Origin of the sequence: Variovorax sp. MHTC-1 (assembly GCF_003984645.1) — a bacterium.
In the GTDB taxonomy this organism is placed as follows: Bacteria; Pseudomonadota; Gammaproteobacteria; order Burkholderiales; family Burkholderiaceae_C; genus Variovorax.
In genome coordinates this window covers 98,950-113,965 of the sequence record NZ_RWKI01000014.1, presented here as the reverse complement: position 1 = coordinate 113,965, position 15,016 = coordinate 98,950, and the positions used below count along the sequence as shown (strand labels likewise).

Below are 15,016 nucleotides of genomic sequence, written 5' to 3'. Positions count from 1 at the left end.
ACGGGCGCGCTGCGGCGTTGCAAATGCTCGCGATACCTACGGGTATCGCTGTGCTTTGCGCCTTGCATCGCATCCCGTCTCGGGCGTCCCTCACCGCCCATTTCAATGATTCAGCGGACTAGCGGCGAGAACTGTCGATCAGTGCTTGTGGGCTTCGGCCGCCTTCTGCTCCGGGACAGTCACGTTGATCGTTTCGCTGGCAATGATCTTGTGATTCGGATCGGCAAGTTCGATCAGCATCTTGTGCGCGCCGGGCTTCAAGCCCACCACGATGATGGGATCCGCGCTCGTGTGGGCCCAGGTGCCGGGCCGGTCGTCGAGTGTCACGTGCAGATGGCCGACCCGGGGCGATACCTCGACGGCGGCCGCGCCGAAGACCGGGATGATTCGCGTGTTCTCCGTGCGGTACTGGACGATGACGACCCCCCGGGCCAGGGGCCCGGCCAACGGCGCATACACATGGAGCTTCGGCGGCGCTTCCGATTCCAGCGGAATGACAGCCGCCGGCCGTCCGGTATCCGCGGCAGTTTGCGCCCAGGCTGCGGCGCAGAAGATCGCGCCGGCAGCGGCGATGGCAAGGTGTCTGAAAGAGGATCGCATGGTGTTTCCTTCGGCTTTGTCTGAGGGATGAGGACCTGTTAGAGCAGCCGAATCTTCAGTGGAGCGCCGCCTCTTTGGGGCGCAGAACGTATGCGTCTGTGTCCCGCGCGAGGCCGCACACAGTACGTTTCGTCTCGGCGGATCCCGCCAGCGCCGGGCGGGCCTGCAAAGCGTCGACAGTGAAATTTACTGTTGTGAAAGCCGGCCCGGATACACAGGCATACGGTCCACGCAGCTCGCGGGATGTTCCGCCCCAAGAATCGCTCCCATCGGTTCTGAACGGCCCTGCCGAATCGGTCCGAGTCCTGCGTCGAACTGGCTGACGACGAACACGAGGACCCTCGACAGCCACATACCTTGAAAGAAATGAAATGAAGATCTCCACCATCCTGACCGTCACCGCCTTCTCTTCGTTGTTCGCCATGGGCGCGGGCGCGGAAGAGTACCAAGGCGTACTGAAATTCAACTCGACTTCAAGCCGCGCGGAGGTGCGTGCCCAGGCCGTGACTGCTGCACACCGCGCCGACGCCTACGGCGAGGCGGCTTTCGCAGGCGTGGCCCCCCGTCTCGCGAACCCGCTCGACCGCACCGGCGTGCGTGCGCAGGCCGTTGCCATTGCCCGCGAGGGGAACCCCTACGGCGACGTTGCTGCCGCAGGCGTCGTCTCCCGCGGCGCCAGCACCACCGATCGCCGCACCGTGCAGGCCGAAGCCAGGGCCACCGCCGCGCGCGGCGTCACCGAGGGCAGCTGAGCAATCGACCCGAGCTGAACAAGGAATCCCCATGAAGCCAACGATTCGAATGATGGCGGCAGCGGTGCTGATCGCCGGCAGCAGCCTGGCCCCGCTTCTGGCGCAGGCGCAGCAACCCTCGGGCATCGGGCGCACCCAGGCGCTGCGGCACGACCTCGGCAGCCACGGACGCGAGGTGATCCAGGTGCGCGTCGACTTCGCCCCCGGAGCGGCGTTCGGCATGCACACGCATCCGGGCGAAGAGATCGCCTACGCGCTCGAAGGCTCGCTGGAGTACCAGTTCGAGGGCAAGCCGCCCATCACGCTCAAGGCCGGCGAGTCGCTGTTCATCCCGGCGGGAGCGGCCCACGCGGCGAGGAACGTCGGCAGCGGCGACGCGGCCGAGCTCGCCACCTATCTCGTCGAGAAGGGGAACCCGATCGTGGTGACCAAGTGAAGGTCCGCGCGCAGCAGGATGCACCAGCCGCACGGCAGAGGGCTCCGGCGCATAGATGGCCAGGGGGAGTGGCGCTCCGGCACGTGCAGCTGTCCGGCCTCCAGCAGCACGTCGCTTGCAAGTCCTGAAGTGGGCTGAAAGAATCGCTAGAGCTTCCTAAGGCGCTTGTGTCTGCCGTTTACCGCTTCGACCCATTCGCTTTTTTTTGCTGCTGAAGTAGCCTCAGGTCGTCGCCGCAGAAGGAGACAGCCATGAATTCGATCCGCATCGCGTCGAGCTGCCGCGCAGCGTGCAGATTCTCGAGGCCCTTGCCGGATGGACATGGCTGCCGGATCGATCGTCGAACAGCGCTTGCCGCGGCGTTCGCCCTGTTGGCGCCGCCGCAGCCGGTGCTGGCGCAGGTCGTGGGTCGCAAGGCGCGCATCGGGTTCCTGATCGAGCCGCCGATCGATCAGGTCTTGCAGCAAGCGGTCGTCGAACCCTTTCGACAGGGGCTGCGCGAGTTCGGCTACGTCGAGGGCCAGAACATCGTCGTCGAATACCGATCGGCCGAGGGCAGGCATGAGCGCCTTCGCGAGCTGGCCGACGAGTTGCTGCGCCTCGAACCCGATGTCCTGGTCGCGGCCTTTCCTGCGCCGGCGCGGGTTGCCAGGGATGCAACCCGCACTGTCCCGGTGGTTGCCGCCAGCGTCGATGACCCCGTCGAGATGAAGCTCGCGGAGACGATGGCGCGCCCCGGCGGGAACATCACCGGCATCAGTGCGTTTGCCCAGGAAGTCGTCGCCAAGCGTTTGCAGCTCGTGAGCGAACTGGTGCCGACTGCGCGTCGGATCGGAATCCTGAGCAATCCCAACGCCGTGCAGCGCGGTGGTCTGAGCAGCGAAATGCCCAAATGGGAGCGAACGCTCGGGGTCAAGATCTCCCTGTACCAGGCCCGGGGGCCGGACGATTTCGAAGGCGCGTTCGACGCCATGGCACGCGATGGGATCGGCGGCCTGGTCGTGCTCGCCGACGCCAACACGTACACGCATCGGGTTCGGCTCAACGAGTTGTGCCTGCGGCGGCGCATGCCTTCCGTGTGGGGCGGCCGCGACTTCCTGACCGGCGGCGGCCTGGCCTCGTACCAATCGGACTTCCCCGCCATGTTCAGGCGTGCGGCAGCGCTGGTCCACCAGATCCTCAAGGGCGCGAAGCCGGCCGAAATTCCGTTCGAGCAGGCCACCAAGCTGGAGCTGGTGATCGACAGGAGGGCCGTCAAGGCGCTCGGCATCGTGGTGCCGCGCTCGGTCCTGGCGTCGGCGGATGCGGTGATCGAGTAGCTAGTGCGAAGTCCGCCAGCTAGCGGCGCGCGAACAGCGGCTGCTCGAAATGCGCGACGCGCGTGGTGCGCCCGGCGATGCACAGCTCGCGGAACTGATAGAGGAAGGCCGCTGTCGGTGCCGCGATCCAGGCGTCGCCGACCGGCATGCGCAGCACCGGGTGCACGCTGTCCTCGATGGGGTCGAGCAGCGGCGCATCCGCGCGCATGAACTCGGCAACCGGAATGCGGTGGATGCTGGCGACCTCGGCCTCGCTGGCCACCAGCGCGCGTGCGGCGCCGGCCCAGACCACGACCGGCGTGATCGCGAAGCCGGAGCGGGTGACGAAGTCGTCGAGCCGGCCGAGGATCGCGCTGTCGTCGAGCTCGAGGCCGACTTCCTCGTGCAGTTCGCGCAGCGCAGCCTGTTCCGGCGACTCGGCGCCGTCGATGCTGCCGCCCGGCAGCGCCCATTGCCCCGGGTGATTGCGCATGTGGGACGGGCGCCGGGTCAGCAGCACCGCGGCGTCGCGGCTCCAGGCCGCGGGCGCGGGAAGTCCCGGCAGCGCCGCGCCGGCGCCTTCCTCGATGAGCGCAAGGGCGACGGCCGCACGCCTCGAGCCGGGGACGGCGCTCAGCGCCTGGCGCTCGAAGACGCGAAGCCGTTCGGCGATCAGGGCACGCAGCGTGTCATCGAGCAGCATCGGTCACTCCCTGGGTTCCAGCGCGGCGAGCAGCAGGGCCAGGCGCGCATCGAGCGCCGCGAGGTCCGCGGACTTGATGGATGCCAGCAGGCGCTGCTCGTTCGCCACATGCGCCTCCACCGCGCGGTCGATCAGCTTCAGGCCGGCCGGCGTGAGCTGCACCAGCATGCTGCGCGCATCCTCGCGGCTGGCGATGCGCTTCACGAAGCCGCGCGACTCCAGCCCCTTGAGGCGGTGCGTCATGGTGCCGGAGCTGATCATGAGCGACGAGAAGAGGGCGGTCGGTGCCAGGCAGTAGGGCGCGCCGGAGCGCCGCAGCGTGGCCAGTACGTCGAACTCCCAGCGCGTCATGCCGAAGTCCGCGAAGCATCGGTCGAGCTCGCGCTGCAGCAGCGCCGCGCAGCGCTTGATGCGGCCGATGGTGCCCATCGCGCCCACGTCCAGGTCCGGACGCTCGCGCCGCCACTGATCGAGGATCGCATCCACCGCGTCCGCCGGCCGCTTCTTCGCACCCATGGCCAAAACCCCGTTTATCTTGAATTCGAGATTATCTGCTAGGCTTCGTTTATCTTGAACTGAAGACAAATTCGATGCGCAACGCACACGCCTCCATCGCCTGGACCGACGTCCTCCTGACCGGCCTGGCCCCGGCGATCTGGGGCTCGACCTACATCGTCGCCACCGAACTGCTGCCGCCCGACCGGCCCTTCACCGCGGCCCTGCTGCGCGCGCTGCCGGCCGGGCTGCTGCTGGCGCTGTACTGCCGCCACCTGCCGGCGCGCGGCGAGTGGGGCCGACTGATCGTGCTGTCCGCGCTCAACATCGGCTTCTTCCAGGCGCTGCTGTTCGTCGCGGCCTACCGGCTGCCCGGCGGACTGGCCGCGGTGGTCGGTGCGATTCAGCCGCTGCTGGTGATGGGCCTCGCCTGGGCCTTCGACCAGCACCGGCCTCCGCGGCTGGCGGTCGGCGCCGCGGTGCTGGGCATCGCGGGCATGGCGGCACTGCTGCTGTCGCCGGGCACGGTATGGGATCCCATCGGCATCGCCGCGGCCCTGGCCGGCGCGGCCTGCATGGCGGCCGGCACCTTTCTCACGCGGCGCTGGCAGCCCGCGATGCCGGTGCTGGCGCTCACCGGCTGGCAGTTGTTGCTCGGCGGGCTGATCCTCTTGCCCATGGCATGGGCCATCGATCCGCCGCTGCCGGTACTGAGCGGCACGCACATCGCGGCCTACGCCTATCTTTCGCTGGTCGGTGCGCTCGTGGCCTATGCGCTGTGGTTCCGCGGCATCGCGCGGCTGTCGCCGGTGGCGGTGTCCTCGCTCGGGCTGCTGAGCCCGCTGACCGCGGTGATCCTCGGCTGGGCCTTGCTGGGACAGGCGATGCGCGGCCTGTCGCTCCTCGGGCTGGTCGCGGTGCTGGCGAGCATCCTCGCCGTGCAGTGGGCCATGAGCCGCCGGGCCGCTCCCAAGGCGAATACCGCAGCGCGTAGCGCGGAAGCTATCTAATGAGTCAGCGCCAGCCGGCGCCTGCCTTGCGGGACGGGCGCTGAAGCGGCGCGCTCAGCCCTCCTCGACGAAGGCCTCCTCGCGCTTCGAACGCACGGCCGGCATGAGCACGATCACCAGCATCAGCGCGCAGGCGACGAGCAGGCCGGCCGAGATCGGCCGCGTGACGAACACGCTCCAGTCGCCGCGCGAGAGCAGCAGCGCACGCCGCAGGTTCTCTTCCATCATCGGCCCGAGGATCAGGCCCAGCAGCAGCGGCGCCGGCTCGCAGCCGAGCTTGATGAAGGCATAGCCGATGACGCCGAAGACCGCGACCATCCAGATGTCGAAGGTGTTGTTGTTGGTCGAGTACACGCCGATCGCGCAGAACAGCACGATGGCGGGGAACAGCCAGCGGTAGGGGATGGACAGGAACTTGATCCAAATGCCGATCAGCGGCAGGTTCAGGATCACGAGCATCGCATTGCCGATCCACATCGAGGCGATCAGGCCCCAGAACAGCTCGGGGTTGCTGGTCATCACCTGCGGGCCGGGCTGGATGTTGTGGATGGTCATCGCGCCGACCATCAGCGCCATCACCGGGTTGCCCGGAATGCCTAGCGTGAGCAGCGGGATGAAGGAAGTCTGCGCGCCGGCATTGTTCGCGGACTCGGGGCCGGCCACGCCGCGGATGTTGCCTTGTCCGAACGGAATCTCTCCCTGCTTGAGCTTGAGCTTCTTCTCGAGCGTGTAGGAGGCGAAGGCCGACAGCAGCGAGCCGCCGCCCGGCAGGATGCCGAGCGAGCAGCCCAGCGTCGTACCGCGCAGGATCGCAGGCACGATGTTCTTGAAATCTTCTCGGGTCGGCCAGAGCCCATGCACTTCGGCCGTGTAGACCTGTCGATCCTCCTCGGGCTTCGACAGGTTCGAGATGATTTCGCCGTAGCCGAACACGCCCATCGCGATCGCGATGAAGCTGATGCCGTCGGTGAGCTCCGGAATGTCGAAGCTGTAGCGCGCCACGCCCGAGTTCACGTCGGTGCCGACCAGGCCCAGCAGCAGGCCGAGGATGATCATGCAGATGGCCTTGAGCAGCGAGCCCGAGGCCAGCACCACGGCGCCGATCAGGCCCAGCACCATCAGCGAGAAGTATTCGGCCGGGCCGAACTTGAAGGCCAGCTCGGTCAGCGGCGGCGCAAAGGCGGCGAGCACCAGCGTGGCCACGCTGCCGGCGAAGAAGGACCCGATCCCCGCGGTCGCGAGCGCTGCCCCGGCGCGGCCGCGCTTGGCCATCTGGTGGCCGTCGATCACCGTCACGACGGAAGACGATTCGCCCGGCAGGTTGACCAGGATCGCGGTGGTCGAGCCGCCGTACTGCGAGCCGTAGTAGATGCCTGCCAGCATGATCAGCGCGGCCACCGGCGGCAGCGCATAGGTCACGGGCAGCAGCATCGCGATCGTGGGCACGGGCCCGATGCCGGGCAAGACGCCGATCAGCGTGCCCAGCAGGCAGCCGACGAAGGCATAGATCAGGTTCTGCAGCGTGAACGCCGCGGCGAAGCCGATGGAAAGGTTGTCGATGAGTTCCATGACGAAGTCGGCCTCAGCTGATGAAGGTGGGCCAGACCTGGAACTGCAGGCTGAGGCCGAGGATGAAGGTGAGATAGCTGCCGATGGCCAGCACGGTCGCAAGGATCAGCGCCGACTTGATCGGAAAATTCTTGGCGGCGCGGCTCGCGACGATCACCAGCGCGTAGATCGCGGCGATCAGCCCCAGGGCGGGCAGCCCGATGGAAGGCAGGCCGCCGAGCAGCACGCCGAAGATCAGGTTGGCGCCGATGACCAGCAAAAGCGGCTTCCAGGCGATCCTGCCCACCGGCTCGCCGTCGCCAGTGTCGACCGTCACGGCACTCGCGATCACCAGCAGGCCGAGCAGCGCCAGCAGGATGCCGAGCATGAGCGGGAAGTAGCCGGGGCCCATGCGGGCGCCGGTGCCGATGTTGTAGTTCGTGGCGCCGATGGCGAAGGCGGCGCCGACGCCGCAGAACATCAGGCCCGAGAAGAAGTCCTTTTGACTCTTGATCTTCATGAATGGATTTCCGTGAGATGAAGCGTTGGAACAAGCGAGCGGCCGGAACCCGGGCGCACCGGGCGGCCGAGATCGTTGCGGGCGTGCGCCGGCAACGACCACGCGGGCGCGCACAACGAAGCCATCGACGCGCGGCCCATTTACGTCATGCTATGAGGTTTTATACATCACATCATGAGTAATTACCCTGCCGGCGAACACCGTCGGCTTGCTACATTGCACGCATGGAAGAGGAGCAGGTCACCAAGCAGCGCATGGAAGCGCTTTCCGAGTTCAGGTTCAGGCTGCGCAGCTTTCTGCGTTTCAGCGAGGACGCGGCACGCGATGCCGGCATCACCGTGCTGCAGTACCAGCTGATGCTCCATACGCAGGGATTCCCGGGCCGCGAATGGGCTACGGTGAGCGAGATCGCGGAGCGGCTGCAGGCGCAGCCGCATGGCGTGGTGGCGCTGGTCTCGCGCTGCGAGGAGGCCGGGCTGGTGCGGCGCAAACCGAGCACCGTCGACCGGCGCCAGGTCGAGGTGCATCTGCTTCCCAAGGGACGCAGGACGCTGGCCAAGCTTGCGACCGCGCACGCGGACGAGCTCGAGGAACTGGCCGAGGCGGTGCGGCTCGCGAGCGGCCTGCGCAGCGTCGGCGCCAAGCCCTAATCCGCGTCCGGCCGGCGGCTCAGGCCCGCAGCGTATCGAGCAGCCGCGCCACGTGCACAGCTTCGCGCTGCGCGCCGTCCGCGATCTGGTGGCGGCAGCTGGTGCCGTCGGCGACGATGATGGCGTCGGGGTTCTTGCGCACCGCGGGCAGCAGGCCGGCCTCGGCCATCTGCATCGACACTTCGTAGTGCGAGGCCTCGTAGCCGAAGCTGCCCGCCATGCCGCAGCAGGAGCTTTCGATCAGCTCCGGCTTCGCATCGGGAATGAGCCGCAGCACATCGAGGATCGGGCTCACGGCGCCGAAGGCCTTCTGGTGGCAGTGGCCGTGCAGCAGGATCGGCTTGGCCGAAGGCTTGAGCGCCAGCCTGAAGCGGCCGGCCTTGGCTTCGCGCGCGATGAACTCCTCGAACAGCAGCGCTTCCTTCGCGACCGTTTCGGCCTTCGCGCCCAGGCCCATCACCAGCGTTTCGTCGCGCAGCGTCAGCAGGCAGGACGGCTCGAGCCCGACGATCGCGACGCCGGCCTCGGCCAGCGGCAGCAGCGCATCGACGAGCGCGCCGGCGCGGGCCTTGGCCTCGTCGACCATGCCGTTCGCGAGAAAAGTGCGGCCGCAGCAGTGATGGCCGCCGTCCTTCTCGACCGTATGCAGCAGGTAGCCCGCCGCCTTGAGCACGCGCGCTGCGGCGAAGGCGTTCTCGCTTTCGAAGGTGCCGTTGAAGGTGTCGACGAACAGCACCGCGACCTTGCGTCCCACGCAGGCGGCGGCGATGGCCATGTCGCGGTTCACGAACATCGATGCATCCGCGGCGCGCCAGAAGGTGTCGCTGCGCCATGCGGGCAGCGAGCGCCTGGCCGAGAGGCCCAGCAGCCGCTCGCCGAGCCAGGCCGCGCCCGGCACGCTGTTGCGCAGGTTCATGAGCCAGGGGAAGCGGCTCGCGGCATGCGCGTAGTCGGGCAGTTTCGCGATCAGCCGGTCCTTGAGCGTGTGGCCGTGCTTCTTCTTGTAGTGGGACAAGAACTCGATCTTCATCTTCGCCATGTCGACACCGGTCGGGCAGTCGCGCTTGCAGCCCTTGCAGGAGACGCAGAGGTCCATCGTTTCGTACATGGCCTCGCCGGTGAAAGCCTCGAGGCCGAGCTGCCCGGAGACCGCGAGCCGCAGCGTGTTGGCGCGGCCGCGCGTCAAGTGCTTCTCGTCGCGCGTGACGCGGTAGCTCGGGCACATGGTGCCGGCGTCGAACTTGCGGCAGTGGCCGTTGTTGTTGCACATCTCGACGGCCTTGGCGAAGCCGCCGGTGGCGTCGCCGCCGGTGCCGGGCGCGGTGGTCTCCTCGGTCACCGGGTCGGCCTGCACGTTCCAGGCCGACCAGTCGAGCACGGGCACGAGCGGGATGCGCTTGTAGGGCCGCGGCGCCGACGGCGGCGCAAAGCGGAACAGTGCGCCGTCGTCCATCTTCGGCGGATCGATGATCTTGCCGGGATTGAAGAGATTGATCGGGTCCAGCTTGTTCTTGATGGCGCGGAAGGCCTCGTTGATGGCGGGGCCGAACTGCCATTCGATCCATTCGCCGCGGCACAGGCCGTCGCCGTGCTCGCCGCTGAAGGCGCCCTTGTACTTGCGCACCAGCGCGCTCGCCTCCTCGGCGATGGCGCGCATCTTCGCGGCGCCGTCGGTGCGCATGTCGAGGATCGGGCGCACATGCAGCGTGCCCACCGAGGCATGCGCATACCAGGTGCCGCGCGTGCCGTGCTTGGCGAACACGGCGCTCAGGCCGTCGGTGTACTCGGCCAGGTGCTCGAGCGGCACCGCGCAGTCCTCGATGAAGCTCACCGGCTTGCCGTCGCCCTTGAGGCTCATCATGATGTTGAGGCCGGCCTTGCGCACTTCCCACAGGTTCTTCTGCGCCGCGTCGTCGGGCATATGCACCACGCTGCCACGCAGGCCGAGGTCGCCCATCAGGTCGGCCAGGTCCTTCAGCTTGGGCAGCAGCCAGGCCTTCTCGCTGCCCGAGAACTCGACCAGCAGGATGGCGGCGGGGCGGCCGATCAACGCGGTTTCGACAGTCGACTTGAAGGCGGGGTTGGCGAGGCTCAGCTCGATCATCGTGCGGTCGACCAGCTCGACCGCGGTCGGCCCCAGCTTCACGATGTGCTGCGCCGCGTCCATGGCGGCATGGAAGCTCGGGAAGTTGACGATGCCGAGCACCTTGGCGCGCGGCAGCTCCGCGAGCTTGAGCGTGAGGCTGCGGGTGTAGGCCAGCGTGCCTTCGGCGCCGACCAGCAGGTGCGCGAGGTTGACGCTGCCGTCGTCCGTGTACGGCTTCTCGCTCTGGTTGTCGAAGATGTCGAGGTTGTAGCCGGCGACGCGCCGCATCACCTTGGGCCAGCGCTCGGCGATCTCGCGCCGGTGCTGGTGCGCGAGCTGCTGCACATGCTGCGCGATGTCGGCCGCGCGCGGGCCGAGGGCGGAGACCGGGCCGAAGTCGACCAGCTCGCCGTCGGACAGCCAGGCGCTCGCGCCCGCCACGTTGTGGACCATGTTGCCGTAGGCGATGGAGCGCGAGCCGCAGGAGTTGTTGCCGGCCATGCCGCCGAGCGTGGCCTGCGCGCTGGTCGACACGTCGACCGGGAACCAGAGGCCGTGCGGCTTGAGTTGCGCATTGAGATGGTCGAGCACGATGCCCGGCTCCACCGTGGCGCGGCGCGCTTCGACGTCGAGATCGAGCACGCGCCGGAAGTGCTTGCTGTTGTCGATGACGAGCGCGGCGCCCGTGGTCTGGCCACACTGGCTGGTGCCGCCGCCGCGCGCGAGCACCGGCACCTTGAGATCGCGCGCGATGTCGATCGCGGTCGCGATGTCGCGCTCGGTCTTCGGCACCAGCACGCCGGCCGGCATGATCTGGTAGATCGAGGCGTCGGTCGCATAGCGGCCGCGCGAGGCGGCGTCGAACAGCACCTCGCCCTCGGTTTCGGCGGCGAGCCGCCGTGCCAGCGCCTCGCATGTCTCGTTGGGCGGCGGGATGGCGCCGGCCGGCTGGAGGTGGCTCGCGGGCTCGATGCGCATGAGGTCCGATTCAGTTCTTGGCCGTCTGGGTCTTGGCCGGATAGATCTCGCCGGCGCGCAGCAGCTCCAGCACGGTGTCGCGCTTGCGGTTGAGGTGCTGGATCATCAGCGTGCGCATCGCGGCCGCGTCGTGCGCGGCCAGGGCCTCGACCATGCGCTCGTGCTCGGCCACCGCGTTCTTCCACTTGGCCTCGTTCTGGTTGGTGCGAAAGCGCAGCGACTGCACGCGGGCGTTGATCGAACGGTAGGTGCTCGCGAGCACGGGATTCCTGGCCGCGTCGTTGATCGCGGTGTGGATGCGCGCGTTGAGGCGGTAGTAGCCCGAGAGGTCGCGGCGCGCGAAGCAGGCCATCATTTCGTAGTGCAGCGCGCGCAGCTCGGCGAGCTCCTCGTCGGTGATGCGCTGGGCCGCGAGTTCGCCCGACATGCCTTCGAGCGTGGCGAGCAGCTCGAAGGTGTTGACCACGTCCGCCTCGGTGAGCTTGACGGCCACCGCGCCGCGGTTCGGCAGCAGGTCCACCAGGCCCTCGGCCGCCAGCAGCTTGATGGCTTCGCGCAGCGGCGTGCGCGAGACGCGCAGCTGCGCGCTGAGCTCGCGCTCGTTGAGCTTGGCGCCGGGTGCGATCTGGCCTTCGACCAGCATGGTGCGCAGCCGCGCTGCCACTTGGTCATGCAACGCGAGGCGAGAGATTTCAATGATTTCGGCCATGGTTCACTTTGTCCTGAATGCATTTTGAATGCAAAGCGACCTCCTCTCAGTCCAAGCTAGATAGGGGTTAACGAGCACTACAGATTGCACTTTGCATGCAAAACTGAAAAAGAAAGGACAGTCTCGCATGCTTCAACTCGACTTCCATCCCACCGGCAGGCACTTCCTCCAGATCCCCGGCCCGAGCCCGGTGCCGGACCGCATCCTGCGGGCCATGAGCCTGCCCACCATCGACCACCGCGGCCCCGAGTTCGGCGCCCTCGGCCTGCAGGTGCTCTCGGGCATTAAGAAGATCTTCAAGACCAAGCATCCGGTCGTCATCTACCCCTCTTCGGGCACCGGCGCCTGGGAAGCGGCGCTTGCCAACACGCTGAGCCCCAGCGACCACGTGCTGATGTACGAGACCGGCCACTTCGCCTCGCTGTGGCAGAAGATGGCCACGCGCCTGGGCCTCACGACCGAATTCCTGGCCTGGTCGGGCAGCGATGAACATCTGCCGCACGCGCCGAGCTGGCGCCGCGGCGTGCAGGCCGACCTGATCGAGGCGCGCCTCGCCAAGGACACGGAGAAGAAGATCAAGGCCGTGTGCGTCGTGCACAACGAGACCTCGACCGGCGTCACCTCCGATATCGCTTCCGTGCGCCGCGCCATCGATGCGGCGGGCCATCCGGCGCTCCTGATGGTGGACAGCATCTCGGGCCTCGCGAGCGCCGACTTCCGCCATGACGAGTGGGGTGTGGACGTCACGATCAGCGGCTCGCAGAAGGGCCTGATGCTGCCGCCGGGCATCAGCTTCAACGCCCTTTCGCCGCGCGCGCTCGAAGCATCGAAGAGCGCCAGGCTGCCGCGTGCCTTCTGGGCCTGGGACGAGATCGTCGAGATGAACAAGGACGGCTACTGGCCCTACACGCCCAACACCAACCTGCTCTACGGCCTGGCCGAGTCGCTGGACATGCTGCTCGGCGAGGGCCTGGACAAGGTGTTCGCACGCCACCAGCGTTGGGCCGCCGGCGTGCGCGCCGCTGTCGAGGCCTGGGGCCTGCCGATCCAGTGCGCCGACCCCGCGGTGTACTCGCCGGTGCTGACCGGCGTCATCACGCCCGAAGGCGTGGATGCGGATGCGCTGCGGCGCCTGATCCACCAGCGCTTCGACCTCTCGCTCGGCACCGGCCTCGGCAAGCTCAAGGGCCGCATGTTCCGCATGGGCCACCTGGGCGACAGCAACGACCTCACGCTGGTCGCGATGGTGGCCGGCGTCGAGATGGGGCTCAAGCTCTCGGGCGTGAAGCTCGCGGCGAGCGGCGTGCAAGCCACGATGGACCACTTCGCGAGCCACGCGGCACCGGCGGCATTGCAGAAGGCCGCCTGAGCCCATTCATTCACCAACAAGGAGACCGACAGATGCAGCGACGTTCCCTCATCCAGGCCGCGGGCGCGGCCGCGGCGGTCACGCTCGGAGTGCCGCGCGTGTTCGCGCAGGAATGGCCCAACGGGCCGGTGCGCATCGTGGTCGGCTTTCCGCCGGGCGGCGGCACCGATGCACTGGCGCGCGTGGTGGCGACCAAGCTGTCGGTGATGTGGAACCAGTCGGTCATCGTCGAGAACAAGGGCGGCGTGGCGGGCGTGCTCGCTGCGGACTACGTGTCGACGCAGCCGAGCGACGGCAGCACGCTCCTGATGGCGCACATCAACAGCCATGCGCTCGCGCCTACCCTGCAGCCCAAGCTGCGCTACAGCGTGGAGCGCGACTTCGTGCCCATCGTGCTGGTCGGCGTCACGCCCAACCTGCTGATCGCGAGCCCGACGCAGAAGGCGGTGTCGGTGAAGGACATCGTGGCGCTCTGCGGCGCGGAGCCCGGCAAGGTGAGCTTCGGCTCGGCCGGCGCCGGCTCGGCGCAGCACCTGGCACTGGAGATGTTCAAGCTGCAGGCCAAGGTCGATGCGCTGCACGTGCCCTACAAGGGCAGCGGCCCGTTGCTGGCCGACCTGATGGGCAGCCAGATCCAATACAGCTTCGAGACCATGACCGCGGCCACGCCGCACGTGAAGAGCGGCAAGGTGATCGGCGTGGCGCAGACGCGCACCAAGCGCGCCAAGGGCCACCCCGGCATTCCGACCATGCAGGAGCAGGGCTTCGACGGCTTCGAGGCCACCACCTGGTACGGCCTCGCGGGCCCGGGCAAGCTGCCGGCCGGCATTGCGGACAAGATCAACCGCGACGTCAACACGGTGCTCGCGATGCCCGACGTGCAGGAGCGGCTCGACACCTACGGCGCCGAGGACGGCGGCGGCTCGCGCGAGAAGTTCAGGCAGTTCATCGCGAGCGAGATCACGAAGTGGGCCAAGGTCGTCAAGGACGGCAAGGTGAAGGTCGACGCATGAGCCACGCCCGGCCGCCCGAAGGGGCTCGCACCGCAGTGCGGAGCACGGAGGTTATCCAGTGATGGAGCTGGCGCAGGCGCTGGCCTCGGCCTGGCGCGAGGGCCGCGCGCTGGATGCCGCCGCGTGGCAAGGCAGCGTGGGCGATGCCGCAGAAGCCTACCGCGTGCAGGAAGGCGTGGCGGCGGCGATGGGGTGGTTCGACGATGCGGCCGTGCCGGGCCACTGGAAATCGGGCGGTCCTTCGCGCGACGCCGTGCTCACCCATGCGCCGCTGCCGCCGGCCGGCGTGCGCGCGAGCCCCGCGCAATTCGCAGACATGCACTTCAACGCGCCGGGCATCGAGGCCGAGATCGCGCTGCGGCTCGGCGCGAACGTCACGCCCGAGCGCGCCGCCGCGCTCACGCCGCAGAACGCTTCGGCAGTGGTCGATGCGATGGCCGTCTCGATCGAAATCGTCGATTCGCGCTGGAAGGACCCGGCGCAGGCGTCGGCGTGGCTGCGCCTCGCCGATCAGCAGTCGCACGGCGCGCTGGTGCTCGGCACATGGATTCCCTACACCGCGTGCGACTGGGCGGCGCAGCGCTGCGAGACGCGCATCGGCGCGCGCGAGCCGGTGCTGCGCACCGGGACCCATCCGCTGGGCGACCCCGTCTGGCTGCTGCCGGCCTGGCTCCGGCACGCGACGCGCAACGGCACCATGGTGCCCGCCGGCACCGTGGTCACGACCGGATCCTGGGTCGGCGTGCTGCCGGTCGCTGCCGGCGATGCGGTGGTCGTCGAGTTTCCGGGCATCGGCCGCGCCGAAGCCCGGCTTTGAGACCCTTCTTGCTCAGCCCTCGCCCCGGCGCG

15 protein-coding genes are annotated in these 15,016 nt (G+C 68.2%); 8 read left to right on the top strand and 7 right to left on the bottom strand.

The genetic code is table 11. The features are described from left to right. Positions 1–138 precede the first annotated feature (138 nt). Positions 139–600 carry a DUF6130 family protein gene (locus tag EJI01_RS20925; protein ID WP_126839047.1) on the bottom strand — a complete coding sequence of 154 codons (462 nt, stop codon included), beginning with the start codon at positions 598–600 and terminating at the stop codon, positions 139–141. A 371-nt stretch (positions 601–971) separates the two neighbouring features. Here EJI01_RS20925 and EJI01_RS28845 point away from each other — a divergent pair, with 371 nt between their 5' ends. The 3 genes from EJI01_RS28845 to EJI01_RS20910 all read left to right on the top strand — a co-directional run bounded on the left by EJI01_RS28845 (position 972) and on the right by EJI01_RS20910 (position 3,107). After that, entirely contained in the window at positions 972–1,352 is a 381-nt protein-coding gene (locus EJI01_RS28845; protein WP_185878993.1) for a helicase SNF2, read from the top strand. Between the two features lie 31 nt (positions 1,353–1,383). Next, positions 1,384–1,788, top strand: a complete 405-nt coding sequence (locus tag EJI01_RS20915; protein WP_126839046.1) for a cupin domain-containing protein — start codon at positions 1,384–1,386, stop codon at positions 1,786–1,788. 251 nt (positions 1,789–2,039) lie between these two features. After that, positions 2,040–3,107 (top strand): ABC transporter substrate-binding protein, encoded by a 1,068-nt coding sequence (locus EJI01_RS20910; RefSeq protein WP_126839045.1) that lies wholly within the window; start codon positions 2,040–2,042, stop codon positions 3,105–3,107. A 19-nt stretch (positions 3,108–3,126) separates the two neighbouring features. Here the strand turns inward: EJI01_RS20910 and EJI01_RS20905 are convergent, their stop codons facing one another. Together EJI01_RS20905 and EJI01_RS20900 are read right to left on the bottom strand one after the other, a co-directional pair. Beyond that, the gene (locus EJI01_RS20905) at positions 3,127–3,789 is read right to left on the bottom strand and encodes an NUDIX hydrolase (protein WP_126839044.1); all 663 of its coding nucleotides are present in this window, start codon (positions 3,787–3,789) and stop codon (positions 3,127–3,129) included. A 3-nt stretch (positions 3,790–3,792) separates the two neighbouring features. Next, a complete protein-coding gene (locus tag EJI01_RS20900; RefSeq protein ID WP_126839043.1) occupies positions 3,793–4,305 on the bottom strand; it encodes a MarR family winged helix-turn-helix transcriptional regulator in 513 nt (170 codons plus the stop codon). 74 nt (positions 4,306–4,379) lie between these two features. Between EJI01_RS20900 and EJI01_RS20895 the strand changes: the two genes are divergently transcribed. Beyond that, the gene (locus tag EJI01_RS20895) at positions 4,380–5,294 is read left to right on the top strand and encodes an EamA family transporter (RefSeq protein ID WP_185878992.1); all 915 of its coding nucleotides are present in this window, start codon (positions 4,380–4,382) and stop codon (positions 5,292–5,294) included. A 54-nt stretch (positions 5,295–5,348) separates the two neighbouring features. Here EJI01_RS20895 and EJI01_RS20890 read toward each other — a convergent pair whose 3' ends face one another. Both EJI01_RS20890 and EJI01_RS20885 read right to left on the bottom strand, forming a co-directional pair. Continuing rightward, positions 5,349–6,863 (bottom strand): tripartite tricarboxylate transporter permease, encoded by a 1,515-nt coding sequence (locus tag EJI01_RS20890; RefSeq protein WP_126839042.1) that lies wholly within the window; start codon positions 6,861–6,863, stop codon positions 5,349–5,351. 13 nt (positions 6,864–6,876) lie between these two features. After that, a complete protein-coding gene (locus EJI01_RS20885) occupies positions 6,877–7,362 on the bottom strand; it encodes a tripartite tricarboxylate transporter TctB family protein (protein WP_126839041.1) in 486 nt (161 codons plus the stop codon). A 224-nt stretch (positions 7,363–7,586) separates the two neighbouring features. Between EJI01_RS20885 and EJI01_RS20880 the strand changes: the two genes are divergently transcribed. Continuing rightward, positions 7,587–8,012, top strand: a complete 426-nt coding sequence (locus EJI01_RS20880) for a MarR family winged helix-turn-helix transcriptional regulator (RefSeq protein WP_126839040.1) — start codon at positions 7,587–7,589, stop codon at positions 8,010–8,012. Between the two features lie 19 nt (positions 8,013–8,031). On the opposite strand, the gene EJI01_RS20875 is transcribed toward EJI01_RS20880, so the two are convergent. Together EJI01_RS20875 and EJI01_RS20870 are read right to left on the bottom strand one after the other, a co-directional pair. Beyond that, positions 8,032–11,076, bottom strand: a complete 3,045-nt coding sequence (locus EJI01_RS20875; protein WP_126839039.1) for an FAD-binding and (Fe-S)-binding domain-containing protein — start codon at positions 11,074–11,076, stop codon at positions 8,032–8,034. A 10-nt stretch (positions 11,077–11,086) separates the two neighbouring features. Next, positions 11,087–11,785: a GntR family transcriptional regulator gene (locus tag EJI01_RS20870; RefSeq protein WP_126839038.1), complete on the bottom strand. Its 699-nt coding sequence runs from the start codon at positions 11,783–11,785 to the stop codon at positions 11,087–11,089. 127 nt (positions 11,786–11,912) lie between these two features. On the opposite strand from EJI01_RS20870, the gene EJI01_RS20865 reads away from it, so the two are divergent. From EJI01_RS20865 to EJI01_RS20855, 3 genes are all read left to right on the top strand, one after another. Next, positions 11,913–13,154 carry a pyridoxal-phosphate-dependent aminotransferase family protein gene (locus EJI01_RS20865; protein WP_126839037.1) on the top strand — a complete coding sequence of 414 codons (1,242 nt, stop codon included), beginning with the start codon at positions 11,913–11,915 and terminating at the stop codon, positions 13,152–13,154. A gap of 32 nt (positions 13,155–13,186) precedes the next feature. Next, complete coding sequence (locus EJI01_RS20860) at positions 13,187–14,167, top strand: Bug family tripartite tricarboxylate transporter substrate binding protein (RefSeq protein WP_126839036.1); 981 nt, start codon at positions 13,187–13,189, stop codon at positions 14,165–14,167. A 61-nt stretch (positions 14,168–14,228) separates the two neighbouring features. Beyond that, a complete protein-coding gene (locus tag EJI01_RS20855) occupies positions 14,229–14,984 on the top strand; it encodes a fumarylacetoacetate hydrolase family protein (protein ID WP_126839035.1) in 756 nt (251 codons plus the stop codon). Positions 14,985–15,016: the final 32 nt, after the last annotated feature.